The organism is Arthrobacter sp. R1-13 (assembly GCF_054161475.1).
The window spans coordinates 3,391,790-3,418,493 of the sequence record NZ_CP096420.1; the positions used below are offsets into that span (position 1 = coordinate 3,391,790).

General features: G+C 62.6%; 24 protein-coding genes and 1 tRNA gene. 13 read left to right on the forward strand and 12 right to left on the reverse strand.

The features are described from left to right. The first annotated feature begins 38 nt into the window (after positions 1-38). The gene (locus tag M1D88_RS15705) at positions 39-866 is read left to right on the forward strand and encodes a LysM peptidoglycan-binding domain-containing protein (protein ID WP_458111678.1); all 828 of its coding nucleotides are present in this window, start codon (positions 39-41) and stop codon (positions 864-866) included. A 145-nt stretch (positions 867-1,011) separates the two neighbouring features. Here M1D88_RS15705 and M1D88_RS15710 read toward each other — a convergent pair whose 3' ends face one another. From M1D88_RS15710 to M1D88_RS15720, 3 genes are all read right to left on the reverse strand, one after another. Beyond that, positions 1,012-1,518 carry a methyltransferase family protein gene (locus tag M1D88_RS15710; RefSeq protein ID WP_458111679.1) on the reverse strand — a complete coding sequence of 169 codons (507 nt, stop codon included), beginning with the start codon at positions 1,516-1,518 and terminating at the stop codon, positions 1,012-1,014. 168 nt (positions 1,519-1,686) lie between these two features. Further along, positions 1,687-1,768: transfer RNA gene (locus M1D88_RS15715), tRNA-Tyr, on the reverse strand. A gap of 149 nt (positions 1,769-1,917) precedes the next feature. After that, entirely contained in the window at positions 1,918-2,172 is a 255-nt protein-coding gene (locus M1D88_RS15720) for a hypothetical protein (RefSeq protein WP_458111680.1), read from the reverse strand. A gap of 208 nt (positions 2,173-2,380) precedes the next feature. On the opposite strand from M1D88_RS15720, the gene M1D88_RS15725 reads away from it, so the two are divergent. Beyond that, positions 2,381-2,872, forward strand: coding sequence for a YajQ family cyclic di-GMP-binding protein (locus M1D88_RS15725; RefSeq protein ID WP_458111681.1), 492 nt, complete (start codon positions 2,381-2,383; stop codon positions 2,870-2,872). 99 nt (positions 2,873-2,971) lie between these two features. Here M1D88_RS15725 and htpX read toward each other — a convergent pair whose 3' ends face one another. Beyond that, positions 2,972-3,838, reverse strand: a complete 867-nt coding sequence (htpX, locus tag M1D88_RS15730) for a zinc metalloprotease HtpX (protein ID WP_458111682.1) — start codon at positions 3,836-3,838, stop codon at positions 2,972-2,974. Between the two features lie 170 nt (positions 3,839-4,008). Here htpX and M1D88_RS15735 point away from each other — a divergent pair, with 170 nt between their 5' ends. From M1D88_RS15735 to M1D88_RS15750, 4 genes are all read left to right on the forward strand, one after another. Continuing rightward, positions 4,009-4,812: a hypothetical protein gene (locus M1D88_RS15735; RefSeq protein WP_458111683.1), complete on the forward strand. Its 804-nt coding sequence runs from the start codon at positions 4,009-4,011 to the stop codon at positions 4,810-4,812. Positions 4,813-4,842: 30 nt separating this feature from the next. Next, the gene (locus tag M1D88_RS15740) at positions 4,843-5,316 is read left to right on the forward strand and encodes a Fur family transcriptional regulator (protein WP_309108453.1); all 474 of its coding nucleotides are present in this window, start codon (positions 4,843-4,845) and stop codon (positions 5,314-5,316) included. 22 nt (positions 5,317-5,338) lie between these two features. Beyond that, positions 5,339-6,856 carry a catalase gene (locus M1D88_RS15745; RefSeq protein ID WP_458111684.1) on the forward strand — a complete coding sequence of 506 codons (1,518 nt, stop codon included), beginning with the start codon at positions 5,339-5,341 and terminating at the stop codon, positions 6,854-6,856. Positions 6,857-6,979: 123 nt separating this feature from the next. Continuing rightward, positions 6,980-7,615: a DUF2461 domain-containing protein gene (locus M1D88_RS15750; RefSeq protein ID WP_458111685.1), complete on the forward strand. Its 636-nt coding sequence runs from the start codon at positions 6,980-6,982 to the stop codon at positions 7,613-7,615. A 100-nt stretch (positions 7,616-7,715) separates the two neighbouring features. Here M1D88_RS15750 and M1D88_RS15755 read toward each other — a convergent pair whose 3' ends face one another. The 4 genes from M1D88_RS15755 to M1D88_RS15770 all read right to left on the reverse strand — a co-directional run bounded on the left by M1D88_RS15755 (position 7,716) and on the right by M1D88_RS15770 (position 12,320). Next, on the reverse strand, positions 7,716-8,009 hold the full coding sequence (locus M1D88_RS15755; RefSeq protein WP_458111686.1) for a DUF3040 domain-containing protein: 294 nt from the start codon (positions 8,007-8,009) through the stop codon (positions 7,716-7,718). A 241-nt stretch (positions 8,010-8,250) separates the two neighbouring features. After that, positions 8,251-8,856, reverse strand: a complete 606-nt coding sequence (locus tag M1D88_RS15760) for a TetR/AcrR family transcriptional regulator (RefSeq protein WP_458111687.1) — start codon at positions 8,854-8,856, stop codon at positions 8,251-8,253. Positions 8,857-8,924: 68 nt separating this feature from the next. Further along, positions 8,925-10,457 carry an amino acid permease gene (locus tag M1D88_RS15765; RefSeq protein ID WP_458111688.1) on the reverse strand — a complete coding sequence of 511 codons (1,533 nt, stop codon included), beginning with the start codon at positions 10,455-10,457 and terminating at the stop codon, positions 8,925-8,927. A gap of 141 nt (positions 10,458-10,598) precedes the next feature. Further along, positions 10,599-12,320: a sigma-70 family RNA polymerase sigma factor gene (locus M1D88_RS15770; RefSeq protein ID WP_458111689.1), complete on the reverse strand. Its 1,722-nt coding sequence runs from the start codon at positions 12,318-12,320 to the stop codon at positions 10,599-10,601. Positions 12,321-12,459: 139 nt separating this feature from the next. On the opposite strand from M1D88_RS15770, the gene M1D88_RS15775 reads away from it, so the two are divergent. Beyond that, positions 12,460-13,332: a hypothetical protein gene (locus M1D88_RS15775; RefSeq protein WP_458111690.1), complete on the forward strand. Its 873-nt coding sequence runs from the start codon at positions 12,460-12,462 to the stop codon at positions 13,330-13,332. A gap of 243 nt (positions 13,333-13,575) precedes the next feature. Here M1D88_RS15775 and M1D88_RS15780 read toward each other — a convergent pair whose 3' ends face one another. Both M1D88_RS15780 and M1D88_RS15785 read right to left on the reverse strand, forming a co-directional pair. Beyond that, positions 13,576-15,024, reverse strand: coding sequence for an FAD-dependent oxidoreductase (locus M1D88_RS15780; RefSeq protein ID WP_458111691.1), 1,449 nt, complete (start codon positions 15,022-15,024; stop codon positions 13,576-13,578). A 72-nt stretch (positions 15,025-15,096) separates the two neighbouring features. After that, the gene (locus M1D88_RS15785) at positions 15,097-16,095 is read right to left on the reverse strand and encodes a DNA topoisomerase IB (RefSeq protein ID WP_458111692.1); all 999 of its coding nucleotides are present in this window, start codon (positions 16,093-16,095) and stop codon (positions 15,097-15,099) included. A 218-nt stretch (positions 16,096-16,313) separates the two neighbouring features. Between M1D88_RS15785 and rarD the strand changes: the two genes are divergently transcribed. After that, positions 16,314-17,291 carry an EamA family transporter RarD gene (gene rarD / locus M1D88_RS15790; RefSeq protein WP_458111693.1) on the forward strand — a complete coding sequence of 326 codons (978 nt, stop codon included), beginning with the start codon at positions 16,314-16,316 and terminating at the stop codon, positions 17,289-17,291. Between the two features lie 7 nt (positions 17,292-17,298). On the opposite strand, the gene gabT is transcribed toward rarD, so the two are convergent. Together gabT and M1D88_RS15800 are read right to left on the reverse strand one after the other, a co-directional pair. Beyond that, positions 17,299-18,654 (reverse strand): 4-aminobutyrate--2-oxoglutarate transaminase, encoded by a 1,356-nt coding sequence (gene gabT / locus M1D88_RS15795; protein WP_458111694.1) that lies wholly within the window; start codon positions 18,652-18,654, stop codon positions 17,299-17,301. 65 nt (positions 18,655-18,719) lie between these two features. After that, positions 18,720-20,150: a gamma-aminobutyraldehyde dehydrogenase gene (locus M1D88_RS15800; protein WP_458111695.1), complete on the reverse strand. Its 1,431-nt coding sequence runs from the start codon at positions 20,148-20,150 to the stop codon at positions 18,720-18,722. Positions 20,151-20,333: 183 nt separating this feature from the next. Between M1D88_RS15800 and M1D88_RS15805 the strand changes: the two genes are divergently transcribed. From M1D88_RS15805 to M1D88_RS15825, 5 genes are all read left to right on the forward strand, one after another. After that, on the forward strand, positions 20,334-21,779 hold the full coding sequence (locus M1D88_RS15805; RefSeq protein WP_458111696.1) for a PucR family transcriptional regulator: 1,446 nt from the start codon (positions 20,334-20,336) through the stop codon (positions 21,777-21,779). A gap of 35 nt (positions 21,780-21,814) precedes the next feature. Next, positions 21,815-22,474: a hypothetical protein gene (locus tag M1D88_RS15810; RefSeq protein ID WP_458111697.1), complete on the forward strand. Its 660-nt coding sequence runs from the start codon at positions 21,815-21,817 to the stop codon at positions 22,472-22,474. Positions 22,475-22,690: 216 nt separating this feature from the next. Further along, the gene (locus tag M1D88_RS15815) at positions 22,691-24,580 is read left to right on the forward strand and encodes a substrate-binding domain-containing protein (protein ID WP_458111698.1); all 1,890 of its coding nucleotides are present in this window, start codon (positions 22,691-22,693) and stop codon (positions 24,578-24,580) included. 100 nt (positions 24,581-24,680) lie between these two features. Next, positions 24,681-25,937 (forward strand): MFS transporter, encoded by a 1,257-nt coding sequence (locus tag M1D88_RS15820; RefSeq protein ID WP_458111699.1) that lies wholly within the window; start codon positions 24,681-24,683, stop codon positions 25,935-25,937. Further along, the gene (locus M1D88_RS15825) at positions 25,934-26,626 is read left to right on the forward strand and encodes a FadR/GntR family transcriptional regulator (protein WP_458111700.1); all 693 of its coding nucleotides are present in this window, start codon (positions 25,934-25,936) and stop codon (positions 26,624-26,626) included. The genes M1D88_RS15820 and M1D88_RS15825 overlap by 4 nt, the downstream gene beginning before the upstream one ends. The last annotated feature ends 78 nt before the right edge of the window (positions 26,627-26,704 follow it).

Below are 26,704 nucleotides of genomic sequence, written 5' to 3' on the forward strand. Positions count from 1 at the left end.
TCCGACCGGCAATCCCTCAGTTTGATGGGGGTGAACCAGTGGAAAATGAATATCTCGGACGCTTTGCCGAGGTCAGGGCCGTCAGCCAGGCAGCCCCGCGCTTTGGAGCCGGCAACAAGCTCAAAGCCGGAGGGATCGCGGGCTCCATTCTCGCCGTCGTTCTCACTGCCTCGCTGTTCACCTTCGATGGCGACTCCAGCGCTACTGCGCCGGTGGAGCCCGCTCAGAGTGTCGACGTCGGGGTCGTGGGGAATGCTGACCAGGAAGGCTCTGCCCCAGCGGCGGGGAGCGAGCGAGCGGCGGATTCCCTTGCGGCTGAGCTCCCTGAGGAGGCCCCGCTTCCGGCACCTGCACCAGCTGAACCGGTTGTTGTGGAACCTGCGCCGGAGCCGCCGGCACCCGCACCGGTACCCGAGCCCGTTCCCGCGCCGGAACCAGTCCCGGTTCCAGAGCCTGCCCCAGAGCCTGCTCCCGCCCCGCCCCCTGTTGCTGCCCCGGCACCCCCAGTTGCCGCGCCGGCACCCCCACCAGCGCCCACAGTACGGACCATCTATGTTGCCGGAGCCGGGGGCCAGGCCCTCTTGGACAGCTGCATCGGGCCCATTCACTACACACCCAACGATGGCTACTCGCTCTTCATCACCGAGCACGATTACTGTGGCGGCTGGGCACGTTTTTCAGGAATAGGAATCGGCGAGACAGTAAGCCTGGGCGGGTATGGAACCTATACGGTGACAGCACGTGGTCAGGTTCCCAATCCCGGCACCACCAATGACGTCATCGCAGTGTTCGGAGGATTCCCGCGAGCTATCCTGCAAACCTGCATTCCCGGCACCAGCCAGATGCTGTTGATCGCTCTGAATTAGCGCAGAGCCACGACTGTCCGGTTGCGCACCCACCCTCCAGTGATTGCAGCCGGCAACAGAAAGGCCTTCGGCTCCTGACGGTTCCGGAGGCCTTTCCAATGCTGCCATCACTCGGGCGCCAAGGCACCTGTTTTGTGGTTCCCGACTATCCCTCTTTACGGAAACGGAACCTGACGTAGCGCGGAACCCTCTCCGCGTAGTCAGCATAAGACTGTCCGAAGATCGCGGCCGTGGCGGCCTCTTCGTGGAGGACACCAAGATGCTCAGCGAGCACCGCGGCAGGGAAAGTTGCGAGAACCCAGGACGAACCGGACAGGGTTCCCGCCCCTACATGGATGAACCACCAGCCGACGTACATGGGATGCCGCGTAATCGCATACGGGCCGCTGGTAACCAATACCTCCGGCCGCTCCAGCTCGAATGCACCCGTAGAGTGGTGTCGCCGTTCCGCCAGCGCCCACAGATTCAGGCCGACGCCGGCAACCACGATTCCGGTCCCTCCGAGCCGGTGAAGGGCACGGGATCCAGGAAGAGGTGCGGGACGGATCCGGCCAAGAATGAGATTCACGGCTAATCCGGTCAGTTGCCCTGGCGGCAGGGGAAGGTTTTCGTAAAGCTCCCTCAACCGGGCCGTCCGGGACGCAGTGGCCATGCCAGAACTGTATCTCCGAAACGACGTCAGCGTTGGATCAGATGATGCCTTAGTTCCCGCGGTGGACGCGCCCAAGGGGAGGTTGGCTTGGAATGAATAGGAATGTCGGAGAATGACAAAGGCCCGTAATTTTCCTGGTTCCAGGAGAATTACGGGCCTTCGTTTGGGTGGCAGATGAGGGATTCGAACCCCCGTAGGCGTTGCCAGCTGATTTACAGTCAGCCCCCTTTGGCCGCTCGGGTAATCTGCCGAACTTCAAAAGAAGATCACTCGCGTTCTCCATGCCAGAAGGGCTGTTTCCAGTCCGTTCCGCTTCCGGTGACCGCGGGCAAGACAACTTTACAGAACTTCCGCCGAAGAATCGAATCGGCGCGGAGACGGGCTAAAAAGCCCGGAAAATCAGGCTTCTCCGAGGATCCGGCCAGCCAGCTTCGCTTCAAACCGTGCTGCCTGTTCTTCTGTGATCTGGTTCAACTGGACTGCGCGCAGCAAATCCGTATGCACCCCGTCCATCCGTGCTGACGCTGCCGCGGTGGGGCTGAGAATGATCGAAGCGGCCAAGGCTGCAGCAGCAACGGTGCCCGCGGCTGACGCAATGGTTCCCGCGGCATAGGAGCTAGAACGGAGGACGTAGCGGACGGCCTTGTGCGGCATGGTCTTTCCTTTCGGGGTGGCACTTCCAACAGTTACAACTCTGCCCGCGCACGCTTGGTTCCTCCCGGAGGTTAGCTAGGAGTGAACTGTGAACAGCAGTGCTGGGCGAACCTTCCCCCCGACTTCACTTCCAGCCCATCCGTATTAGGCTGGATTCCAGACATCCCGGCCGTTATTGAGGCACCGGACCAACAGCAGGAGGAGAGTCATGGCAGGCGAATCCACATTCGACGTCGTCAGCAAGGTAGACAAGCAGGAGGTTGCAAACGCCCTGCACCAGGCGCAGAAAGAGCTGGCTCAGCGTTACGACTTCAAGGGTGTAGGCGCTGAGGTTGATTTCAGCGGCGAGAAGCTCCTCATGAAGGCAAACTCGGAAGAGCGTGTGTTGGCAGTTCTGGACGTACTGCAGTCAAAGCTCATCCGCCGCGGCATTTCGCTGAAGTCCCTGGACACCGGCGAGCCCTACGCGTCGGGCAAGGAGTTCCGACTGGAAGCAACCATCAAGGAGGGCATCGCCCAGGACCTCGCCAAGAAGATCAACAAGCTGATCCGGGACGAGGCTCCGAAGTCGGTCAAATCCCAGATCCAAGGCGACGAGCTGCGTGTGACCTCCAAGTCCCGCGACGATCTCCAGGAGACCATGGCTCTGCTGAAGGACTTCGACGAGGCTGACCTCCAGTTTGTGAACTTCCGCAGCTAATTCCTGTGCCAGGACGCGCAAACGGGCTTAGGACACGCATATTTGGGTGTCCTAAGCCCATTTGCGCGTCCTAGGCGGCAGGGCACGACGGCGGGCCCGTCACCTGAGCGGCCGCCCCGCCATCTGCTCCAGCCTGGCAATCCGCTCCCGCATCGGAGGGTGCGTGGCGAACATCTTGTTCATGACGCCTCCACGGAACGGGTTGGCGATCATGAGGTGGGATGCATTCACCAGCCGCTGGTCCGGCGGCAGCGGCGCGAGCTGGACGCCCTGCTCAATCTTCCGCAGGGCAGAGGCGAGCGCCAGCGGATCCCCGGTCAGCGCTGAACCGTCCTCGTCGGCGTCGTACTCCCTGGTCCGGGAGATGGCGAGCTGGATCATCGAAGCTGCGAATGGCGCCAAGAAAGCCATGGCGAGCAGGGCTACGGGGTTGGAGTTGCGCCGGTCCCCGCCCAGGAACACGAGCATCTGCCCCACCGAGGTAATTACCCCGGCGACGGCGGCAGCTACCGACGACGTGAGGATATCCCGGTTGTAGACATGCATCAGCTCGTGCCCCAGAACGCCGCGCAGCTCCCGCGGATTGAGGATCTGTAGGATTCCCTCCGTGCAGCACACAGCCGCATTCCGCGGATTCCGGCCAGTGGCGAAGGCGTTCGGCGCCATGGTTGGCGAAAGGTAAATGCGGGGCATGGGCTGCTTGGCCTGTACCGAAAGCTCCCGGACTATCTGGTACAGCTGGGGCGCCTGGGCCTCAGATACTGGGTACGCCTGCATGGACCTGAGCGCGATCTTGTCACTGTTCCAGTAGCCGTAAGCCGTGGTGCCGACGCCGATCAAAGCCATGATCCAGATGGGTGTTGCGCTCCGCATGCTGCTGCCGATCAAGGCACCAAGTCCGAGCAGCACGGCCCAGAGCACTCCAAACAGGGCCGCGGTCTTCAATCCGTTGTAATGTTTGTGCACTTCGCCTCCCACTGACACGCCGCACAACAGCAGAACCAACCTTCACTCAAAAGTTTAATGCCGCCATGAGCAAGAATGTTCCCCACCGGGACAGCGGCAATTTCGCAACTCAAGCGGCGACGACGCGGCTTGAGTCACGCTTGATATGGTCAGCGGGGAAGGGAGCGCACATGGGATTGGCCAGACGGCTGCTGTGGGGATCCGCAGTCTGGGAAGTAGCCCGGCCTCGGACGCCACTGACTTCAACCCACCTCCTGATCAGGCTCAGCAATCCCGCCACCGCCCTTGACCGGCGCTCCGCCTCAGACTGGCTTCGCTGCCACAAGGCAGCTCATGCCGCACTGACCCAGGTCCTCGGCGTCACCCACTGCACGCTTATGTTTGCCTACCAATGGCACGCCCTGGGGGCGGCCCTGGGCGAGCCGGTGGCTGAGTCCTCGACCCCCACCTTCCATCTCTTCGGACGCTGGGACGCGGAACCAGGCGCCCCCGGCGCAGTACTGGCCCTTCCTGCTCATCGTCGGACACCCCTGGGCGACGACGAACTCCTGGACATCGATCTCGCCCTCCGTGGCGCTCTCCGGGCCACGGCCGCGTTCGACGCCGAATTGACGGCCGCCGTGGACGGTCCAGATAGTGGCCCGCTGGCCGGCGAGAACCGAGCAACCTCGCTCCCCGACGTGGCTACCGTCACGCCTGCGCACCCTATCGATGGCGGGCATCGGGTGTTGACGTTCCACCGCTCCCTGGCCTCCATCTCAGACGTCCGCCCGGCGGAAGTCCTGGCCCTGGCAAAGGCGCTGGAAGGATTTGCCGCGGATCCGACCGTCAGTGGGCTCAGCTGCATTGCCCCTGACCCTTCCACTACCGGCCGCAGACTGAAGTTGCATGTCCTTGGACGCTCCGCCAACGAGTCCAGGAATCCGCTCGCTGCATTGTCGGATTCCCCGGAACTTAGCCAAGCCTTATTGTGATTCAGTCATAATAAGTGTTTCAATGGAGCCATGAGCGATTCCGGTGGCGACCACGAAGCATGGGCCAAGGCCCTGCGTGCCCACGGGCGCCGCGTGACCAAACAGCGGCTCGCCGTGTTGGCCGCCGTCGAACGCCACCCTCACTCCCCCGCCGAAAACATCCTTGCAGCCGCCCGGAATGACCTTCCTGAGCTGACGGCTCAGTCCGTCTACGTGGTTTTGGGGGATCTCACCGACCTGAACATGCTGCGCCGGTTTGAACCTCCCCACTCACCGGCCCTGTACGAAACCCGCGTGGCGGACAACCATCACCATGCGATCTGCATCAGCTGCGGACGCGTGGAAGACGTCGATTGCGCCGTTGGCCACGCGCCGTGCCTTACACCCCACTGGGGCGAGGACAGTGGCCGGCGCATGACCATTCAGATCGCCGATGTGTTGTATCAGGGCATTTGCCAGGACTGCCAGCGCACCCAACAGCTTCCTTCCGAACTCGATAAGTAACAATCCAAGAAATAGGAGAACGATGACCGCGAACAGTGTTGCGCCCATCCCCGTATCCACCACCCAATCCGGGGCCCCTGTCACTTCAGATGCCCATTCCCGCTCCGTCGGTGCTGACGGCGCAATCATCCTCACGGATCACTACCTGGTCGAAAAGCTGGCGCAGTTCAACCGCGAGCGTGTGCCGGAGCGTGTAGTTCACGCCAAAGGCGGCGGCGCTTTCGGCAAGTTCACCACCACCGAGGACGTCTCGGCCTACACGAAGGCTGCTTTCCTGCAGCCGGGCGTTGAGACCGAGATGCTCATCCGCTTCTCCTCTGTTGCGGGCGAGAATGGCTCCCCTGATACCTGGCGCGATCCCCGCGGTTTCGCCGTGAAGTTCTACACCTCCGAGGGCAACTACGACCTCGTTGGAAACAACACTCCCGTCTTCTTCATCCGCGACGGCATCAAGTTCCCCGACTTCATCCACTCCCAGAAGCGCCTCCCGGGTACCCACCTGCGTGACGCTGACATGCAGTGGGATTTCTGGACTCTTTCCCCGGAATCCGCACACCAGGTCACCTGGCTCATGGGTGACCGTGGCCTCCCGGCGTCCTGGCGGGAAATGCAGGGCTACGGCTCGCACACCTACCAGTGGATCAACGCTGAAGGCGAGCGCTTCTGGGTCAAGTACCACTTCAAGTCCAACCAGGGCGTCAAGAGCATGAGCGGGGACCAGGCCGAAGAACTCGCCGGTTCAGACGCCGACTTCTACATCCGCGACCTGCAGGAAAACATTGCTGCCGGCAACTTCCCGTCCTGGGACCTGCACGTCCAGGTTATGCCGTACGAGGATGCCAAGACCTACCGCTTCAACCCGTTCGACCTCACCAAGGTGTGGCCGCACGCTGACTACCCGCTGATCAAGGTAGGCACCATGGAGCTGAATCGGAACCCGGAGAACTACTTCGCGCAGATCGAGCAGGCCACGTTTGCGCCGTCGAACTTCGTTCCCGGCATTGCCGCTTCCCCGGACAAGATGCTGCAGGCCCGTATCTTCTCGTACGCGGACGCACACCGTTACCGCGTGGGCACCAACCACGCCCAGATCCCGGTGAACCAGCCCAAGAACCAGGTCAACAACTACAGCCAGGACGGCGCGGGACGTTACCACTTCAACGCCCCTTCGGTTCCGGTTTACGCACCGAACTCGGTGGGCGGCCCGGCTGCGGTTGAGCCGCAGAGCCCGGCCGGCGGCTGGGAGAACGACGGCGAGCTGACCCTTGCCGCGCACTCCCTGCACCCTGAGGACAGCGATTTCGTCCAGGCCGGCGCGCTTTACCGCGAGGTTTACGACGACGGCGCCAAGGCACGTCTGCTCGAAACCATCACCGGAGCCGTGGGCGGCGTCAAGAGCCCTGGCATCAAGGAACGCGCCATCCAGTACTGGACCAATGTTGACGCCGAGCTTGGTGCGAAACTCCGCGCCAACCTTGGTGCAGGCGTTACCGCCGGCGCTGGCAACTCCGAGGCAGAAGCTGCCAACAAGATCGGCTGATGTTCTGATCGAAGCGTTACTGAACGCCCCGTCGCGGATTTCTCCGCGGCGGGGCGTTTTTGTTTTCCACATAGCCTCCGGAGAGTATGGCCCGCCCTGCCGGTGGCTGCCTACGATCCGTACATGGAAACTTTTGAAGGAATTCCCCCGACGGCGTTCGGGTTCTACGCGGAACTGGAAGAAAACAACAACCGCGACTGGTGGCTGCAGAACAAGGCCCGCTACGAGGAGGACGTCAAAAGGCCATTGATGGCGCTGCTCGCCGGGTTGGAGCCAAGGTTCGGTCCCGCGAAGATCTTCAGGCCCAACCGTGACATCCGGTTTTCCCAGGACAAAGCCCCTTACAAAACGGCCCAGGGCGCCTTCGCTTCCTACCAGGAAGGTGTGGGGTACTACCTTCAAGTGGGGGCGGACGGCCTGCTGGTCGGCGGCGGCTACCACTCCCACTCCCCGGCCCAACTCGCCCGCTACCGAAACGCCGTACATGCTTCTGCAACGGGCGAGTCGCTGCAGCATATCGTCGAGGCTCTCAGCACCTCGGGCTTTGACGTTGAAGGTGAAAAGCTGAAGACCGTACCGCGCGGCTTCGATTCCGCCCATCCGCGAGCCGAACTGCTTAAGCACAAAACGCTAACGGCCGGTGTTGACCTGGGGCAGCCAGAATGGCTTGCAACTCCTGCGGCGTCAGATGAAATCGCCGGGCTTTGGGAGCAGCTGCGCCCGCTCGTCGAGTGGGTGGGCCGCCACGCCTCACCTTAATGCCATCAGCCGCGAAGCGGTTCAACCTTCACCAGGCCACCAAGGATGAGACCGGAAACGGGTCGTGAAGAGGTGTCAGGTGAAAAGGTATCAGGCACCATCACAGCGGCGGATTGCCGGTCCTGGTTCGTTTGGGAACTCCATAGAGGAACCAGTAGGCGCCGGCCATGGTCAGCACAAAGCCGAGGGCGCCGATGATCGTAATCTCCGTGACGATTCCTGTGATGACCACCGCGAATCCGGCCAATGTGCTCAGGACCCCGTAGACCCGCTGTGAGGAAGTTCTGCTGCTTGGGACTCCCCATTGCAGTTTCCGGTATAGATCAGGATCGGATGCGGCCAGTTCCTGTTCTAACTTTTCAAGGCGCGCGCGTTCCTCATCCGATAGAGCCATGGGAACCTTCCTGCCCATGGAGTAGCAGCCGGGATTGAGCGTCCGGAATGTCCCGAACCTGCCGCAATTGCGACGCCACCTTCTCTCTCACCTGGGTTGACAGCTGCCAACACGAGTCAGGACCGGCGGCGGTCTGGTAAGAGCTGAGGCGGACACGGGTTCACCTGCAGACCCTGGCCGTCGCCGGCCTAGGTTCAATTTTACGCCGTGCTGACGGAGGAAGTTCCGTTTAGGTCAAAGGTCAGCTGTGTTGGCCTTCGGTGGCCAGCCGATAGTCCAGGTTGCTGAAAAACACCGAAAGCATCAGTTCGAACGCCTTCGTCGCTTCTTCCGGCTGATTCATCACCACGAAGTCGAACTGCAAACCGTAGAAAGTGGACGTGAACAGCCGGGCATCGGTGTCGGCGAATTCTTCCCGGATGCCCTGGATGACCAGCCAGTCCCTCGTCTTGTGGTGCAGCATCCGGAAGTTCTCCTGCGAGGTGCCACGGGGTGCTGCGGCCACGATGTCCTGGGCGGTGGCCTCGAACTCCAGCCGGGCCAGGTGGCGGTTCCTCTGGGCCATTGTCCACTGCCACGATTGCAGCAGGAACGCCCGCCAGGCTTCGCGGTCAATGTCGCGAACGTCAGCGCTTCGCATGGGGTCCAGCCTGGACTCAATGGAACTGATGATCTCGGCGATCAATTGTTCCCTGTTGCCGAAATGGTAGACCAGCACGTAGCTGGATATCCCCAGTCCGTCGGCGAGGCTGCGGAACGTCAGTTCAGCAAGAGTCTTGTCCATCAGGTAGTCCAGGATGGCAGCCAGGAGCTCCGCTTTGCGCTCGGGTTTTGCAGGGCGGGCCATGGCTCCATCTTAGGAGCCATGGCCCGGCAGGGTTGACGTCGCGACCGGGGCGGAGCCCGGACCGCGGCTTAGACGCGGGTCAGGGCGTCGTCGTTGTCCGTTGTTCTGTTGACTGCTGACCTGGCTTCGCTGAACCGCTCGTTAAGACGTGAGTGCCGCTGCCCGTAGGAGAAGTAGATGGCGATACCCAGTACCAGCCAGATCGCGAAGAAGATCCATGTCTCAACGGCCAGGTTTGTCATGAGGTAGAGGCACAGCAGGGCCGACACCACGGGAAGTACCTTGCCGAACGGAACACGGAACGCCGGCTTCAGGTCCGGGCGCTTCTTCCGGAGCACCAGGATGCCCAGGCTGACCATCACGAAGGCGGAGAGGGTTCCAATGTTGATCATTTCCTCCAGGAGATCCACATTTGTCAGCCCTGCCACCACGGCGACGGCTGCCCCGCAGATGATCTGCAGACGGGCCGGAGTGGAACGCTTTGCGCTGGTCCTGGACAAGGACCGCGGCAGGAGCCCGTCCCTGCTCATGGCCAGGACGACGCGCGACAGACCCATGAGGAGCACCATAATGACGGTGGTCAGGCCCACGAGTGAACCGAACGCGATCACCTTGGCCGCGCCGGTATCACCTACCGCCTCGAACGCCGTGGTGAGGGTCGGGTTCTTGACCTCAGCCAGTTCGGTGTAGGACACCATTCCCGTCAGCGCCAGCGACACCAGGATGTAAAGCAGGGTCACCACTGCCAGGCCACCGAAGATACCGCGGGGAAGGGTTTTCTGCGGGTTCTTCACCTCTTCAGCAGAGGTGGCAACGACGTCGAAGCCGATGAAAGCGAAGAAGACCAGGGCGGCGCCGGCAAAGATGCCAAGAGTTCCGTATTGCGCGGGGGCGGCCCCGGTCAGGAAGCCGAAGAAGGACTGCTTGAGGACGTCCGTGGCCCCCGCTGCGGCGGTGGGTTCAGATGCCGGGACGAACGGGCTGTAGTTCTCGAACTTGACGTAGGTGAACCCGACAACGATGACGAACAGCACGACGGCGATCTTGATCAGTGTGAAGACGTTGCCGACGCGCGCTGACAGCTTGGTTCCCAGTACCAGCAGCACGGTGAAGATCGCCACAATCAGGAAGGCGCCCCAATAGAGGTCGATTCCTCCGAGCGAGATGGCCGGCGGAATATCCAGCCCGGTCAATGCGAATACCTTGCTGAGGTAGATGCCCCAGTACTTTGCGATCACTGCGGCGGCGGTGAACAGCTCCAGGATCAGGTTCCAGCCGATGATCCAGGCCAGGAGCTCACCCATGGTGGCGTACGTGAAGACGTAGGCGGAGCCTGCCACGGGAATGGCCGTGGCGAATTCGGCGTAGCACATGATGGCCAGAGCACAGGTGACGGCGGCGATCGCAAAGGAAACAGTAACGGCAGGGCCGGCAAAGTTTGCCGCAGCCTTTGCTCCTACCGAGAAGATTCCGGCGCCGACAGCAACGGCGACGCCCATGATCATCAGGTCCCAGGTACTCAGGGTCCGCTTGAGTGTGCGGCCCGGCTCTTCGGCGTCGGCTATCGACTGCTCAACTGTCTTGGTCCGGAAAAGGTTCATGAAGAAGTCCACAATCTTGATTGCGTGCGGGAAACAGACTTATCAAGAGTAGTGTCCATCAAGTGGACAGCCACATTTGTCCCGGAATGTGAGACGGCGGCAGATAGCGGCGGTCAAGACCAGGCGGTCAAAACCAGGCGCTCAATAATGGGCGGATGTCGCGACCAGGCGCGAACCGCTGATTTCCAATCTGAACCCGGGACGAACCGGGCTCGTGCCGTTGACCACCACGGGCGGGACCACCCCGGCAGTGGCCGATGCAAGAGTGCAGATGATTTCCCGGCCGGCCAGAGAGCATTGCCAGCCTGCTCCGCTGGCGGTCAGCGTCTGGAAGCCGTGATATTTGAGCACGAGCCGAACGTCCGTAGGTTCGGTTCCGCCCGTGACCGCGGCGAGGGATATAGCGATGACATCAGTAAACTGCCGGCTCCCACCGCGGCTGACATTTGCCGAAGCGCTAAAAAGAGTAGCTTCCGCAGGGGCCGGCGGTGGAGGCGGTGCGGGGGCAGGAGGAGGTGCCGGGGCAGGACCCGGAGCGGGACCCGGGGCAGGAGCCGGAGTCGATGGCGGTGCCGGTTGCACAACTCCAGGATCGGCCGACGTGTCCTGCCGGGGCACCTCCCCCACTGTCTGTTCTTCGCCGCCGGGGGCTGCTCCCGCAGAGCCTGGATCGTCAGTGGTGGATACCAGGTCCGCTGCTGCCTGGTCTGCTGCACGCTCCTCGGCCGACTCGGGCGGCAGCTGCTCGCCATCCCGGGGTGAGCCGGGAAGTCCTGCTTCCGGCACGTCTCCCGGCGAAGAGCCGGCGTCGGGGGCCACTCCCCCGCCAGGAAGTAGAGTGTCCGCCGGCGTGCTGTCTCCCGGCAATTGCGCGGCAGGCACCTGCGGTCCGGCCCCGCCTGCATTGAGGCCGCCAAACTGCACTGCCACTGCGATTGCGACGGTCGCGGCCGCAACTGAGGCGGCGCTTGAGCTGATCAGGGCATGGGAGCGGGCCCAGTCCCAGGTCCGCGAGGCGCCCTGCTGCAGTCCCAGGAGTGCGCCGCTGAAGAGTCCTCCGGCGGCAATCCCGGCTGCGGAGGGGAAGGCCAGCCCGGCAGCGAGCGGGAAGATGATTCCACGCATGCCCGCCCCCACGTCCTGTACCTGCAGGAGAAGACCCAGGCATTTGGAGCACTCGTCCAGGTGATCACGGACCTTTGCTTCGTTCCGGGGACTGAGCCCCCGGCGGGCATAGGCGCCCAGCTTGTCGGTGACGGCCGCGCAGCCGGGATCTTCGGCTGTGGCGGTGATGTGGTGCTGAAGGTACGACTGCCGCAGCCCTTCGCGTGCACGGACGGCGAGCGCAGACACTCCGTTGGCGGACAGTCCCAGCAAGGGAGCCACGGCTGCCGGCGGCATGCCATCGATTTCGGTGTACCAAAGCACTGCCTGCCAGCGTTCGGGCAACGAACGGAACGAGTCCGCAACGGTTTTGGATTCAAACGATGCGAGCACGGGATCCGTGTAGCCTGTGGGGTTCTCATAGGCAGTCAGGTCATCGCTGAGGGTCTGCCGGCCGTCTCCAACGTTCTTCCGGGCTGCCAGCCGCGCAATGGACGAAAACAGATAAGCCCGAAAAAAGGCGTCAGGTCCGGATCCGCTCTGCAGCGCCGCCAGGACGTTTGCGAAGCCTTCGGCAGCCAGGTCTTCGGCGTCGGATCCGTTGCGGGCATACCGGTGGGCAAGCCCGACGGCGGCCCTGTGGTGCCGCCCGAAGAGCTGACCGTAGGCATCCCCTTCTCCGGCCCGCACCTTGGCAATAAGCTCGGCATCGCTGGGTTCGGCCGGTTCCGCGCCGGGGGTGGCTTCGCTGAGCATCATTCTTCCTGACAGTCCGTCATATCCCCTGCCGGACAGGGCAGGGCTCCCAGTTTACGGCCGGCGAATCAGGATCCGGGTTGTCTTGGGAAAATCTTCAAAAGTCGCGTCATGACTCCTGGATTGGGTGCTCTTAACGGGTGTGACCATTCTTCAGCCCGCGGCCGGCATCAGGCCAATGGACCCCTTGGATGTGCTGGCGCGCTGGCGCCGCCGCACCATGGCAGCCGACTGGCGGGTCGAGGCCGATTGGCTTTGTGCTGGAACGCGGGCGTTGGCAACCGCTTTTGCCCGCGGGTTCTTCGATCCGACCCGGTCCTCTTCCTACAGCGACCACTTCAGCGGGCAGCCTATGGCCGGCCAGCACACCGGCAAGGTCTTCAGCCTCGGTTCACTCGGCGCAGGAATCAAGACAGCAGATACGGGCTCACTCGAACCCGTACGGCAGTTGGGGGCGGCCAGGGCTTATGACGGCGTTGGCATCGCCGAGGCACTGGCCGACGTCGGGGCGCTCTTCTCGGCCCATGACCAGCCCACGCCAATGAACGTGACGGCCGCCTTCGCCGAGGCCTGGGTTGAAGCCTCTTCGCTCCTGAGCGTAGCCATCTCCTGCACCGACCCGGCCAGTGGCCTCTCCACCTGGCCGCACTTCAGGAACCGGCTCTACGAACTTTATGGAGCCCACGAGGACGTCAGCCGGCGCTTCCTACTTGCTGTCCTCAGGCACCCGAGCCATCACGGTGCAGGGCGGCGCTGGGAACTCGAAGCCAGGATAGGCCACATCTGCGCGGAGAACTTCACCCGGAGCGGAACCGTTTTGAGCCGGGCCCCCGACGCCGTCATCGTCCTGTCGGAGCGGACCCAGGACGCCTTCGGACGAATCAACAGCTGTGCCGCGGAACTCAATACCCTGCTAACCGGGCAGTTCCCGGGCGCGAAGGTGAGGATCGACGTCGAACCCCTGCCGGACAATGTCCACGACGTAGCCAGACTCCTGGACAGCCTGCGGCGGTGACCGCGTAAAGAACTGCTTTGCCTGGCCCGCTGGGGGTGTCAGGCAAAGCCGTACCACCGAGGGAGGTCTCCTGCTTATTGCAGGAGACCTCCCTTCTATCCCGGATGGCCGCCGTCCTTTTCCTACCCTCTCCCAGGTGACCGACCGCGACGGTTCGGCGCTCGTTTTCGGCTTCATCCAGGACACGTCACAGGGCGTCTCTTCCTTCCACGCAGGAGCCCGCGAGCGCAGTCTCCCGAAGCCTCAGTCCTCTGGTCCGCGTGAAATCTCAATCATTTCCTCACGCGGAACCACCTTGACGCGCTCACGGATGACTCCGGAGTCAGTCTCGCCGGACCAGGTGACGCCGAGTTTCAACTCATGGGCGTCCAGCCGGTTCCAGCCTTCCCAGGTGGTGTACCGGATGCCCCGTTCCTCCAGCAGCTCGATGATGGCCTGCGGATCAGGGTTTTTCGCGGGAGGAAGCGTCAGCCGGTCTTCCAACAGGAAGCCGATGGTTTCCAACGCGTCGCCCTTGGTATGGCCGATCAGCCCCACCGGTCCGCGCTTGATCCAACCTGTGGTGTAGATCCCGGGGACCGGCTCGCCGTACTCGTCCAGTACGCGTCCCCCTTCGTTCGGGATCACGCCGTACTTTGCGTCGTACTCGAGTTCGTCCAAGGGGGAGCCGTGGTAGCCAATGGCGCGATAGACAGCCTGGACCGGGTAGTCGATGAACTCGCCGGTCCCCTTGACATGGCCTGTCCCATCGAGCTGCATCCGCTCGAACTTGATACCGGCCACTCTGCCGGTGCCGGCGTCGCTATCATTTCCATAGATCTCCACCGGGCTGTGCAGGAAGTGCAAGTGCAAGCGGCGCGACGACGGAACGTCCGCCTCTGTGTGCTCCTCGGCCAGCCAGTTGGTCATGGTGTTTACCATCGTCTTGATCTGGTTGTTGCTGCGGATGGCTTCCTCGGAGGCTTCGTCAAACTCGAAGTCCTCGGGATACAGCACTATGTCCACGTCCTTGGCGTGGCTGAGTTCGCGCAATTCCAACGGAGTGAATTTCACCTGCGCCGGACCACGGCGGCCGAACACGTGCACGTCAGTGACAGGTGAGTTCTTCAGCGCCTGGTACACGTTGTCCGGGATTTCCGTCGTCAGCAGCTCATCCGCGTGCTTGACCAGCATGCGGGCGACATCCAGCGCTACGTTTCCATTGCCGATGACAGCAATTTCCTTTGCATCCAGCGGCCAGTCCCTGGGTACGTCCGGGTGTCCGTCGTACCAGGACACAAAATCCGCGCCGCCGAAGGAGCCCTCCAGTTCGACCCCGGGCACGTCCAGCTCGGCGTCCTTGATCGCGCCGGTGGAGAAGATTACGGCGTCGTAGAAGGCGCGGATATCGTGAAGGGTGAGGTCACGGCCATAGGTAACGTTGCCAAGGAAACGGATATCGCCTCGATCAAGGACCTTGTGAAGGGCGTTGACGATTCCCTTGATCCTGGGGTGGTCTGGAGCGACGCCGTAACGGATCAGGCCATAAGGAGCCGGATGGGCTTCAAAGAGATCGATGCTGACTTCGAAATCCCCGTCCTTGACCTCGTTGGACTTGGTGAGGATGTCGGCGGCGTAGACCCCTGCCGGCCCCGCGCCGACGATTGCGACGCGGAGGGGGCGTTTGGCCGTTGTTTCTGCCGAACTGGTCACGGGACCCCTTCTGAGACTGGAGACTGCGCGAGCTCATGCAGCGCACAGTACCCAATTCTAGTGGCCTGTCCGTCAGCCGGCGTTCTGGATGGAGACGACCCGCCCCTCGCGGTACAGGAGCGCCCGAAGCTCAGCTTCCGCGGAGTCCAGGCGCCTGGGATCAATCGTCTCTCCGGTCGCGAAATGATCCAGCAAGCGCGGATCAACGTAGCTCTTCCGCGCGATGGAAGGCGTATTGCCAAGGACGGCAGCAGCCTCCCTCATGGCCTGGCTGATGGCAGCCTTGCGGGCGGCCACTGATCTTTGTGGTCCGCTCCGGGCCAGGCTGACGGCGGCAGCAATAGTTCCGCGCAGAGTCCGGAAGTCCTTGGCGGTGAAGTCGGACCCGGTTCGTTCCTTCACATAAGCGTTAATGTCGGCGCTGGTTACCGGATGCCACCTTCGGCGTTCCCGGTAGGCGAGCAGGCGGGCGTTGCCGCCTCTTTTCTTCAGGACGCGCATCAGGGCGGCCAGGTCCGGATCAGTGATTTCCGATTCCCAGGTCTTCCCGCTCTTGGCCGGAAAGCTGAGCAGCAAAGTGTCCTTCCGGACCTTTACATGGGCGCAGAGCAGGGTGGCCAGTCCATGGCTGCCATTTTCGTTGGTGTACTTTTCCGAGCCCACCCGTAACGATCCGCTGTCCAGCATCCTGAAAGCCGCCGCCAGCACACGTTCGCGGGACAGCCCTTCGGAGCGCAAGTCTATGGTCACGCGCCGCCGTGCGGATGGCAGGGACTCGGCAAGCTGCAGGGCGCGATCGAACTTCACCCGGTCCTTACGCTCGCGCCATGCGGGATGGTAGATGTACTGGCGCCGGCCAACGGCATCCAGGCCCGTTGCCTGGATATGCCCGTTATCGAAGGGCGAAATCCAGACATCCGTCCAGGCCGGCGGAATCCCGATGCTCTCCAGCCGCTCACGGACAGGACCCGGTGGCAGCGTGGTGCCATCCAGGTCCCTGTAGCTGAAGCCCTTTCCGGCAGCCACCCTGCGGTAGCCCCGGCCCGAGGCGTTGCTCCGCCGGAGCCTCATGGAATGCTTTCCTGCCCATGCATCATGATCACAATGGTAAGCCTACTGACTAACTCCGGAATCCAGGCAAGTTAGGATTGCCGGCTTTTCTCTGTTGGCGGAATACTGGCCGGAGCTGTGATGTTCTTAACCTTGTGCCTACACCTCACGGATCTTCCTCTGCCAGCGTTGCCAGCTCTGACCCCGTGGCTGGCCCCTCAATGGAATCTGGATCTTCGATGGAATCCCACTCAGGAGCCCCCTCAGCCTCGCCAGCAGGACAAAAGCCCGGCCTGAAGGCCGTAGATAAGGACACGACGGCGGGGATTCTGTTCGGCATTGGCGCCTACGGCCTCTGGGGACTGCTTCCCATCTACTTCTTCGTGCTGCAACCGGCCGGAGCTGTGGAGATTGTGGCCAACCGTGTGGTGTGGTCCCTCATCTTTTGCGCACTGCTGATTACTGTCACACGTTCCTGGCCTGTGCTCATAAGCGCCTTCAAGGACCGGTCAGTTTTTGGAACCCTTGGCATAGCCGCAGGCCTCATCGCCGTGAACTGGCTGACGTACACCTTTGGTGTAACCACAGGCCAGGCGGTGGAGGCATCGCTTGGCTACTTTATCAATCCCATCGTCTCGGTCCTGCTGGGGGTGTTCGTGCTGAAGGAAACGCTGCGCCCCCTGCAGTGGGCCGCCGTCGGAATCGGTTTTGTGGCGGTGGTGGTCCTGACAATCTCCTACGGCAAGCTGCCCTGGATCGCCCTCACGCTGGCCGTCAGTTTCGGCTTGTACGGCTTCGTGAAAAAGCGCGTGGGTCCCAGGGCGGATGCCATCACCAGCCTCACCGTGGAGACCATTGTGCTGGCACCGCTCGCGGCAGCCACTATGGTTTTCCTTGCCTTCACCAACACCGCCACTCTTACCAACAACGGGGCTACCCACTTCTGGCTGCTGCTGTCCTCCGGCATCATCACAGCGGTTCCCTTGGTGTTCTTCGGCGCCTCCGCCCGGCGGCTGCCCATGACCACCATCGGCCTGCTGCAGTACTTCGCTCCGGTTCTCCAGTTCGTCATAGCCCTCGTGGTGTTCCAGGAGGCCATGACAACCGGACGGTGGATCGGCTTCGGCGTCGTCTGGCTTGCGCTCCTGGTACTCACGGTGGACATGCTGATTCACGCCCGGAAGAACTCAGTTGCGCGGAAGCTGGCGCACGCTTAGAAAACCTTTACGCGTGGGCCTTGATCGCCGATGCCAGCACGGACAGGCCATCCAGCAGCAGCTCGTCGGTGATAACCAGGGGCGGCAGCAAGCGGATCACGTTTCCGTAGGTTCCACAGGTGAGGATGATGACGCCTTCCTTGAGGCACGCTGCAGCCACGGCCTTGGTCAGCTCCGGGTTCGGTTCCTTGGATCCGGCCTGCACCAGCTCGATGGCCAGCATGGCGCCCCGGCCACGGACGTCGCCGATGACCGAGACTTCTTCAGCAAGTTCGCGCAGTTTGCCCGTGGCCAGCTCTTCGATGTGCTTGGCCCGGGCGTTGAGGTCGTACTCCTCCATGGAGCCAATCGACGCGAGTGCAGCGGCGCACGCTACCGGGTTGCCACCGTAGGTGCCGCCCAGACCGCCCGGGTGGACGGCGTCGAGCAGGTCTGCACGGCCGGTGATGGCCGAGAGCGGCATCCCGCCCGCAATGCCCTTGGCCATGGTGATGATGTCCGGGACAACGCCCTCGTGGTTGACCGCGAACCATTCACCCGTGCGGCAGAAGCCGGACTGGACCTCGTCGGCGATGAACACAATGCCCTTGTCCTTGGCCCACGCCGAGAGTGCGGGCAGGAAGCCGTCGGCCGGAACGATGAAGCCGCCTTCGCCCTGGATCGGCTCGATGATGATGGCAGCAACCTGATCCCCGCCGATCTGCTTCTCGATCATGGTGATGGCGCGCTTGGCGGCCTCGGCGCCCGTGATCGAGGGGTTCTCCTCGCGGAAGGGGTAGCTCATGGGCATGCGGTAGACCTCGGGCGCGAACGGGCCGAAGTTGGTTTTGTACGGCATCGCCTTCGCGGTCAATGCCATGGTCAGGTTGGTGCGGCCGTGGTAGGCGTGGTCAAAGGCGACGACTGCGTCCCGGCCGGTTGCCAGCCGGGCCACCTTCACGGCGTTTTCCACTGCTTCGGCACCGGAGTTGAACAGGACGGTGCGCTTCTCGTGGTCGCCGGGGGTGAGCCTGTTGAGCTGCTCGGCGACGGCAACGTAGCCCTCGTACGGGGTGACCATAAAGCACGTGTGGGTGAAGTGCTCAACGGCTTCCTTCACAGCACCGACGACGGCGGGATCGGAAGCTCCGACGCTGGTCACTGCGATGCCTGAGCCAAGATCTATGAATGAGTTTCCGTCGACGTCGTGGATGATGCCGCCGTCGGCGTCGGCTACGTAAACAGGGACGGCGGAGGCGACGCCGGCAGCAACTACTGCCTTTCGGCGTTCAGTCAGTGCCAAGGACTTGGGGCCGGGGAAGTCTGCCTGGACGCGGCGCTTCTGCTCCAGACGGTAGGTGATTTCACTTGCTGTGGCGGTCATGGAGAAAGCCTTTCTTAATTGCTTTGGGGACGGTGCTGGGGCCATGTGGGGACTAGGCGGCTGAGTCACGCATCAAGTGCAGACATCACGTGCTTGATGCGGGTGTAGTCCTCGACGCCGTACATGGACAGGTCCTTGCCGTAACCGGACTGCTTGAAGCCTCCGTGCGGCATTTCCGCGGTGAGCAGGATGTGCGTGTTGATCCAGACGGCACCGAAGTCGAGGTCCCGGCTGACCCGCATGGCAGTACCGTGGTCGCTGGTCCAGACGCTTGAGGCTAGGGCGTATTCGACGTCGTTGGCGAGGTCGACCGCTTCTTCCTCGCTGCTGAACTTCTGGACAGTGATGATGGGGCCGAACGTTTCCTGCTGCACCACGCTGTCCGTCTGCTTGGCTCCGGTGATGATGGTGGGCTCAAAGAAGAAACCCTTGTCCCCCGCCCGTTTGCCACCGATTTCGATCCGGCAGTTTTCCGGGAGGGATTCAACCACGGCGCTGACCGCCTTGAAGTGGTTGACGTTGTTTAGCGGACCGAAGTAGTTTTCTTCATCGTTCTGGGAGCCCGTGTGCAGGGTCTTGGTGTGGTCCACCATGGCGGCCACGACGTCGTCGTGCACTGAGTCCTCCACCAGCACGCGGGTGATCGCCGTGCAGTCCTGGCCCGCGTTGAAGAAGGCGAATTCAGCGATGGCTGCGGCGCTCTTCTTGATATCAGCGTCCTTGAAAACGATGGCAGGTGCCTTGCCGCCCAGCTCCAGGTGGGCTCGCTTGAGGCCCTTTGCAGCTCCGGAAGCCACGGCGATCCCCGCTCTGACTGAACCGGTGATGGACACGAGACCCGGAACCTTGTGCTCCACCATCATCGAGCCGGTCTGACCGGTGCCAAGGAGCACGTTGAGCACGCCCGCGGGGAGGATGTCCGCTGCAAGCCTGGCAAGGACCAGCGTGGATTCCGGCGTGGTGTCCGACGGTTTCAACACAACAGTGTTGCCGGCGGCGAGCGCGGGACCGATCTTCCAGATGGCCATGAGGAACGGGTAGTTCCAGGGAGCTACCTGAGCCACCACGCCGATGGGCTCGCGGCGGACAAAGGAGGTGTGGCCTTCGAAGTACTCACCGGCGGACTTGCCCTCGAGAATGCGTGCGGCACCGGCAAAGAACCGCATCTGGTCTGCTCCGGCTGCAACTTCTTCCGAGGCGATCAGGGAGCGGACCTGTCCGGTGTTGCGGTGCTGGGCCTCGACTATTTCGTCGCTGTTGGCTTCGATGGCGTCAGCAAGTTTGAGCAGCATCAGCTGGCGCTGGCCGGGTGTGGTGTACTTCCAGCTCTTGAACGCCTCGGCGGCGGCAGTCATGGCAGCGTCAACGTCAGCCTGGCCGGAAACCGGAGATTTCGCCACGACGTCACCGTTGGTGGGATTCACGATGTCCAGCGACTCGGTGCCGGACGGCGTGACGAACTCGCCATTGATGAAGTTCTGCAAGGTTTGAACCACGGTGTGCAACCTCTTTCGTACTGACTCAGGCAAAGAGCCTTTTTGTGATGCGGAGCATAAAAGCATGCCTCCGATGCGGCTGCAACGAGCCTATGCCTTGCCCTCATGGCTGGGAATAGCCACCTGCACACCGTTGACTGATTCCTTTAGTGCGATGACACAGCACAGGGCTATCCTTTACGCATGGCAATCTCACTCGCTGCCCTGCTGGGGGTGCAGGCTTTGAAACTCCGCAAATCCGGTTTGGCCGAGACCACCTGGCATCAGGACATCCACTGGGTTGCTGTCACTGAACAAGAGGATCCACAGCGGTTCCTCAACGGCGGAGAACTGGTGCTCACGACCGGCATGCGCCTGCGCACGGCTCCCGATCAGCGCAGGTTCGTCCGCCAGGTACAACGCGCCGGGGCTGTGGGGATCGGCTTCGGAACGGGGCTGACGCATGAGGAGGTCCCGTCGGCACTCGTTGCAGAAGCCAACCGCTGGGGACTTCCGGTCGTCGAAGTGCCCTATGAGACACCGTTCATCGCCATCGGCAAACTCGTGGCCGATGCGCAGTCGGCCGACCACTACGCCAAACTAGAGCGGCTCATCGCGGGCCATCAGATCCTGGCCCGCGCACTGCTCACCGGCGGCGGGCTTGCGGAGCTTCTGAGGCACCTCGGTTCCATGCTGCGTACTGAGATCATCCTGACCCAGTTCACCGCGCAGCTTTACAACAGCGTTGCCGGAAGCCCGCCCCCCACGGCGGACGGGTGGGCGTCCTACCCCATTCCGACGGGCCGCCGGGATGCCTGCACGCTTTGGGTGAAAAGGCCCTTCGAGGATTCAGGGATAGTTAATTACGCCCAAAACCTCATCAGCGTGGAGCTGAACAACATGATGAAGCAGCGCCAGTCCCAGCGCGCCTTGTCGGGGCAGGTCCTTGAGGACGTTATCCACGGAACCCTGGAACCTAGTGAAGCCTCGCGGCGGCTGGCCGGTATAGGGGTCAACAGCACCCGCAAGAACGTGGTGTTGTTGGCCGAGTCCGCCGCGCACCAGAAACAACTCATCAGCTCTTCCCTTCCGCCTGAACTGGAGCAGGGGGTGACCGCCGTCGTCGGCAAGGACCTTATTACTGTCATCCCCGACGACGGCACCGGTTCCGGGGCGCTCGCCAGGCGCCTTAGCGACCACCTGGCGGAAGCGGGTATACACGCCACAATAGGAATCGGCGGAGCGTATACCAAACCCAACGGGCTCCGCTGGAGCTACTTCGAGGCCCGCGACGCCGCCAGCCGAGGCCTGCCCGTGAACGAACCGGAACGGCTCAGTCTGACGTCGCTGCTGCTGGCCAGCGAAGACGTACCCCTCGCGGACATGGCCAACGAGTCCCTCAATCCGCTCCGGACGTTCGATGCCAATCATGGTGCCGAGCTGATGACCACCCTGGAGAGTTACCTCAGCAACAATGGTTCCGTGGCCGCCGTCGCCGAAGCCCTGACACTGCACCGCAACACTGTCCGGTACCGCTTGGCGCAAATCACCGAAATGACCGGTTACGATCCCTCGGTTACGGCGGACCGCGTGCAACTGTGGCTCGCCCTGGCAGTCTCCCGCCTTGGGGCGCGGCACGCAGGACGGTAGCCCTTTTGGAGTCATTCCTGGTTCTAGAAACCCGGTTGTATGCTTTAGCCGGCATCGACCGCGGCTTCCATCGAGCAGGAATCCGTCCCGGCAACGCGGAGGTGACACCCGAGGGAGAAACCTTGCCGGAAACCTGGTCCACGAGCACCTTAATTGCGGCCGGACGGCGTCAAACCGGGCCCCTGCCAACCGTCTCCGTGATGGCCGTGGGCATCTGGATCGTATGTATAACGCTGGGCGCCATTGTCAGCCCGGAACCCGAAGTCCACAAGACAGCCCTCATGGTCCATCTCGCCGCCATGGTGGTCTCGTTCAGCGGTGTTCTGGCAGTGGATATCAGGGGCTTCCTGTGGATGGCCGGGGTACGCCCAGTCCAGGCCGCCCTGCGAATGGAGAGCTTCGTAACGCCGTTCATCTGGGGCGGGTTGTTGGCTCTGATGGTGTCCGGCATCTTCCTTGAGCCCAGTCTGGACGCCCTCCCAACGCTGGCAAAGTTCGCAGCCGTCCTTGGGCTGATATTGAACGGCATTTGGCTGGTTCCTTTCAAGGAACGGCTGAGAGCCATAGGCAGGGATGCACCCTTCCTGGCGTTCACCCCTTGGTTCCGGCAACAGTTGCTTTTGCGGTTCTCGGCATCGCAACTCTGCTGGTGGACCGCGGTCATCGTTGGATTTGTCTCGGCCGCGAGCCATTAGCCCGCCCTTGCACGAGGTGCATATTGCGGCCTTGCTTTGGATTGTGACTCAAGCCACGCGCTGCTGACGGGTTTGGGATATTCTCTAGTGGCGTATCCAGGTGTTCCGGCACCAGGGCGGGGGCTAGGCGCAATGTGGCGACCCCAGCCGCCCCGGCTGATTTTCAGAGATGCAGCCCGGGACCCGACCCCGCGGACATCAAAGGATACGACGAGCATGGGCCGACGACGTGCCGCCACCAGACCCAGCTACCCGCGTTGGCTGTTGACCGTTGCCATAACGGCTGCCGCCGTGCTGGGCCTGATCGGCGGGGCACTGTTGTTGCCGACGCTCCTGGGACCGGGCGGATCAGCATCCTCCCGGGGAGGCGCCGCCATGGGCGGCACCCCCACACCAACCGTGAAAGCAGTCCTGCCGGCTGATCAACCCCCTGCCGCCTCGGGCAAGGCGCCCTGCATTTCGGTGAACGTGCTCGCGTCGTTGGAAAACGCCGACATGGTGCGGTCCCTCGCGTCGGAATACATGGCCAAACCCCGGAGCGTGGACGGACTGTGCGTGACCGTGAACGTCACCCAGGAGAAGTCCGGAGTGGCAGCAGCGAAGAGGGCGAGCCAGTTCGCAACCACTCCCGCAGCCGACCGCCCCACCGTTTGGCTGCCCGATTCCACCGCTTGGCTGCGCGTAGCCAAGGACAAGGCGGGAGACGCGGGGAAGGGGCTCGAAACCAGCGGGACCAGCGTTGCGCGGAGCGGGATCGTCGTAGCCATGCCGGCCTCCATGGCCAAGGCGATCGGATGGGACGCCAAGGCTCCCAGTTGGGCCGACGTCTTCAAAGCCGCAGGAGACCCGGACGTCTGGGAGCGCCTGAATCACCCCGAGTGGGGGAAGTTCAAGTTCGGCAAGGCCAGCCCCACCGTTTCGACCTCCGGCCTGATGGGATTAGTGGCCTCCTACGGTGTGGCTGGAAACAATCTGGCGGCGCTGGACGGGTCCAGGCTGAAAGAGGCTGCAGTCATTAAAAAGGTCAAGGCAGGTGAGCTCAGTACGAGCCACTACATGGCAACTCCTGAGCATTTCCTGTGGCATGCCCGTCAGGCAGATGACGCCGGCAAGGTCTCGGAATTCCTGTCGGCAGTGATCGTTGATGAGAAGTCTGTTTGGGACTACAACAGGGGCATTTCCAGCAACGACGGCGTGACCAAACAGACAGGACTGGCACCAAAAGAACCCCTGCTGGCCATCTACCCGAGCGAAGGCGTCCTGGTGGCGGATAGCCCGGCCGTGGTCCTCGACGGAAACTGGATCAGTGCGCAGCAGCGTCTCGCCGCAGAAAGCTTCATTGCATATGCCGGCACCGAGCAGGGCCAGAACGTGGTCAAGACCACCGGGTACCGGAACATCCAGGACAAGGTGGAGGATGTTGTGGCGACTACGGGACGTTACGCATCCTCACTTGATGAGATCCCGCTGCCGTCGGATGAAGTGCTGACGGCGGTTCAAAAGAGCTTTCCGGACGTGCGTAAGAGGGCACGGGCCCTTTTCCTGCTCGACGTTTCCGGCTCCATGCGCCAGGAAATCGCTCCAGGGGTGTCCCGCCTGCAGGGCGCAAAGGATGCCGTCACCAAGGCGATGGAGCATTTCACCGGGGAAGACCAAGTGGGCATGGCTGCGTTTTCTCACCTGGAGGGCGGCGAACTGTCTCCCGGGCTGGTGAGTCCGGTGGCCCCCCTCAAAATAAACAAGGCTGATCTGCTGGCGGAACTGAACGCGCTGCAACCAGTCGCCTACACGCCCCTCTTCGAAGCTGTGGGGATGTTTGCCGCCCAACAGGCAGAGGCCTACGACAGCTCTTCGATCAACACCATCGTGCTCCTAAGCGATGGCAAGAACGACACTCCCCACGCGGGAACCCTCGCCACCCTGACAGAGCAGCTCCATGACCAGCACCACACCGCGCCGGTGCTGGTCTTCACCCTCGCCTACGGCGCCGACGCCGACACCACTTCCCTGCGGGCAATCGCCAAGGCCAGCGGAGCTCATTTCTACGACGCGAGTGATCCTAACCGACTGGAAGCAGTGCTTGGCGATCTGGTGACCAGCTTCTAACTCCGTTTACGCAGATCATTCATGGAGCGACCTGTGCTTCATGGAGCGATCTGCGCCACTTAAGTTCCGGATGCAAACGTCTAACGTCTAACCTTTGATAATGGCTAGTACGACGACGGCATCCCTTCCGGTGGTTGCACCCAACAAAGAGGACGAGGGCGTTCCCTCACAGCCGCGCTCGGTGCTGATTCTGGGCGTGGTCGCCGTCGTGCTGATCGGGCTGAACCTGCGAGCGGGCATCACCGGGGCTTCGGCCTTGTTCCATGATCTACAGCAGGTCCTGGGTTACGGACCCTTCGTTGCCTCAGTGATTCCGTCGATCCCCACGCTTTGCTTCGCCGTCGCAGGGGCCGCAACATCGTGGCTGAGCCGCCGATTGGGCGTCGAGAAATCTGTTCTGCTGGCGTTGGGAATGCTGACGGCCGGACTCCTGCTGCGGGGCATCCCCTCGACCGGAATGCTGCTGGCGGGAACGGTGGCAGCAATGTCCGGCCTGGCCGTCTGCAACGTGGCGATGCCATCCTTCATCCGCGAGCACTATGCGCACCGGACATCGCTCATGACCGGCCTTTACACCGTCACCATGACCACCGGAGCCACCCTCTCCTCCGTACTCATCGTCCCTTTGGCCCATCAGCTCGGCTCACCATCCCTGGGGGTAGGGGCCATCGGCCTGCTCTCCGCCGCAGCCTTCCTCGGTTTCCTCCCGGTTGCCCTCCGTGCACACCGGATGACAAAGGCGGCGACGCCACTGCACTTCTCGCCCTGGCAGATGCTGCGGACCCGCAAGGGCCGGCTGATCACGGCCATTTTCACGTTACAGGCATTGCTGGCCTACGCCATCTTGAGTTGGTTCCCATACATGCTCACCACCGTCGGCCTCTCCGCGGCGGACAGCGGACTGCTGTTCGGGCTGATGCAGCTCGTCTCGGTTCCCTCAGGGATGGTACTCATTGCCATCGGCTCGCGTCCGCGGATGCTGCGGCCCGCTTTTTACCTCGCGACCGCGGCCATGGTCCTGGGAATAGCTGCGCTGCTCCTGCTGCCCCCTTCCCTTGCCGCCGTACCGGCAGCAGTACTGGGCTTCGGGCTCGGAATTTTCCCGCTGGTCATGGTGATGATCAGCCGCAGCGGGCGCACGACGGCGGAAACCACGGCGATCTCCACATTGGCGCAGTCGGTGGGGTACCTGCTTGCAACGGCAGGACCATTTGGGATGGGCCTGCTGCACAGCGCAACCGGAAGCTGGAGCCTGCCCCTGGCACTCTTGCTCGCCGTCGCGATTGTGCAGGTGGTGGTGGCACATCAGCTCACCAGCGAACGGACGGAGAAGAAGATCCCGGTGGCCAAGCCATGAGCCTCACTGCCTCCTCCCGTCCGGCACTTGCCGAAGAAGTTACCGCTAAGCTGCGGCAGATGATCCAGTCCGGGGAATGGCCCCTGCAGGAGCGGATCCCTGCTGAACCGGAGCTGATGGCTGGACTTGGCGTCTCCCGGGGTACCCTGCGTGAGGCCATTAAAGCGTTGGCGCACAGTGGAATGCTGGAGGTTCGGCGGGGGGACGGAACTTACGTCAGGGCCACGAGCGAACTTTCGGGAGCTGCGCGGCGGATGTATAAGGACCACACTGAGGAGCACATCCTCGAGGTTCGGGTGGGGTTGGATACGCAGGCGGCACGGCTTGCCGCCCGCAACGCCACTGAGGCCGACATCATCGCGATGCGGACCCTCCTGGCCGCACGGCAGAACGCCTGGACTGCAGGGGACTATGCAACTTGGGCGCGGGCGGACTGGGAGTTTCACGAGGCAGTTGCCCAGGCATCAGGGAATCCGCTGCTTCATGAGCTCTACACCAGTTTCGGCGGCATCTTCCACAGCGATCTTGTGCGGCAGCAACGCCGCCCCGGCTTCGAGGGACTTCCGGTTGCGGGTCACGGCGAACTCCTGGACGCCATCGAAGCACACGACGAAACTGCCGCCGTCGAAAGCGTTCAACGCAATCTGAACTCCTGCGCGGAGTGGCTGCGGGAGTGGCTGCCGGAGTAACCCCGCTGAACTTCCCCCAAAATGTCAGAAGGCTTACTGTTTCAGGGTTATCTTTTCCATGAATCCTGAATTCAGCTT

Excerpts from the sequence above, each read along its gene's own strand:
- M1D88_RS15765 (WP_458111688.1), bottom strand. The coding sequence starts at position 10,457 with ATGAACCTTTTCCGGACCAAGACAGTTGAGCAGTCGATAGCCGACGCC.
- M1D88_RS15720 (WP_458111680.1), bottom strand. The coding sequence starts at position 2,172 with ATGCCGCACAAGGCCGTCCGCTACGTCCTCCGTTCTAGCTCCTATGCC.
- M1D88_RS15755 (WP_458111686.1), bottom strand. The coding sequence starts at position 8,009 with ATGGCTCTATCGGATGAGGAACGCGCGCGCCTTGAAAAGTTAGAACAG.
- M1D88_RS15820 (WP_458111699.1), top strand. The coding sequence starts at position 24,681 with ATGGCTAGTACGACGACGGCATCCCTTCCGGTGGTTGCACCCAACAAA.
- M1D88_RS15770 (WP_458111689.1), bottom strand. The coding sequence starts at position 12,320 with ATGATGCTCAGCGAAGCCACCCCCGGCGCGGAACCGGCCGAACCCAGC.
- M1D88_RS15805 (WP_458111696.1), top strand. The coding sequence starts at position 20,334 with ATGGCAATCTCACTCGCTGCCCTGCTGGGGGTGCAGGCTTTGAAACTC.
- M1D88_RS15740 (WP_309108453.1), top strand. The coding sequence starts at position 4,843 with ATGAGCGATTCCGGTGGCGACCACGAAGCATGGGCCAAGGCCCTGCGT.
- M1D88_RS15710 (WP_458111679.1), bottom strand. The coding sequence starts at position 1,518 with ATGGCCACTGCGTCCCGGACGGCCCGGTTGAGGGAGCTTTACGAAAAC.
- M1D88_RS15785 (WP_458111692.1), bottom strand. The coding sequence starts at position 16,095 with ATGAGGCTCCGGCGGAGCAACGCCTCGGGCCGGGGCTACCGCAGGGTG.
- M1D88_RS15825 (WP_458111700.1), top strand. The coding sequence starts at position 25,934 with ATGAGCCTCACTGCCTCCTCCCGTCCGGCACTTGCCGAAGAAGTTACC.
- M1D88_RS15745 (WP_458111684.1), top strand. The coding sequence starts at position 5,339 with ATGACCGCGAACAGTGTTGCGCCCATCCCCGTATCCACCACCCAATCC.
- M1D88_RS15815 (WP_458111698.1), top strand. The coding sequence starts at position 22,691 with ATGGGCCGACGACGTGCCGCCACCAGACCCAGCTACCCGCGTTGGCTG.
- M1D88_RS15735 (WP_458111683.1), top strand. The coding sequence starts at position 4,009 with ATGGGATTGGCCAGACGGCTGCTGTGGGGATCCGCAGTCTGGGAAGTA.
- M1D88_RS15760 (WP_458111687.1), bottom strand. The coding sequence starts at position 8,856 with ATGGCCCGCCCTGCAAAACCCGAGCGCAAAGCGGAGCTCCTGGCTGCC.
- M1D88_RS15750 (WP_458111685.1), top strand. The coding sequence starts at position 6,980 with ATGGAAACTTTTGAAGGAATTCCCCCGACGGCGTTCGGGTTCTACGCG.
- M1D88_RS15725 (WP_458111681.1), top strand. The coding sequence starts at position 2,381 with ATGGCAGGCGAATCCACATTCGACGTCGTCAGCAAGGTAGACAAGCAG.
- rarD (WP_458111693.1), top strand. The coding sequence starts at position 16,314 with ATGGAATCCCACTCAGGAGCCCCCTCAGCCTCGCCAGCAGGACAAAAG.
- gabT (WP_458111694.1), bottom strand. The coding sequence starts at position 18,654 with ATGACCGCCACAGCAAGTGAAATCACCTACCGTCTGGAGCAGAAGCGC.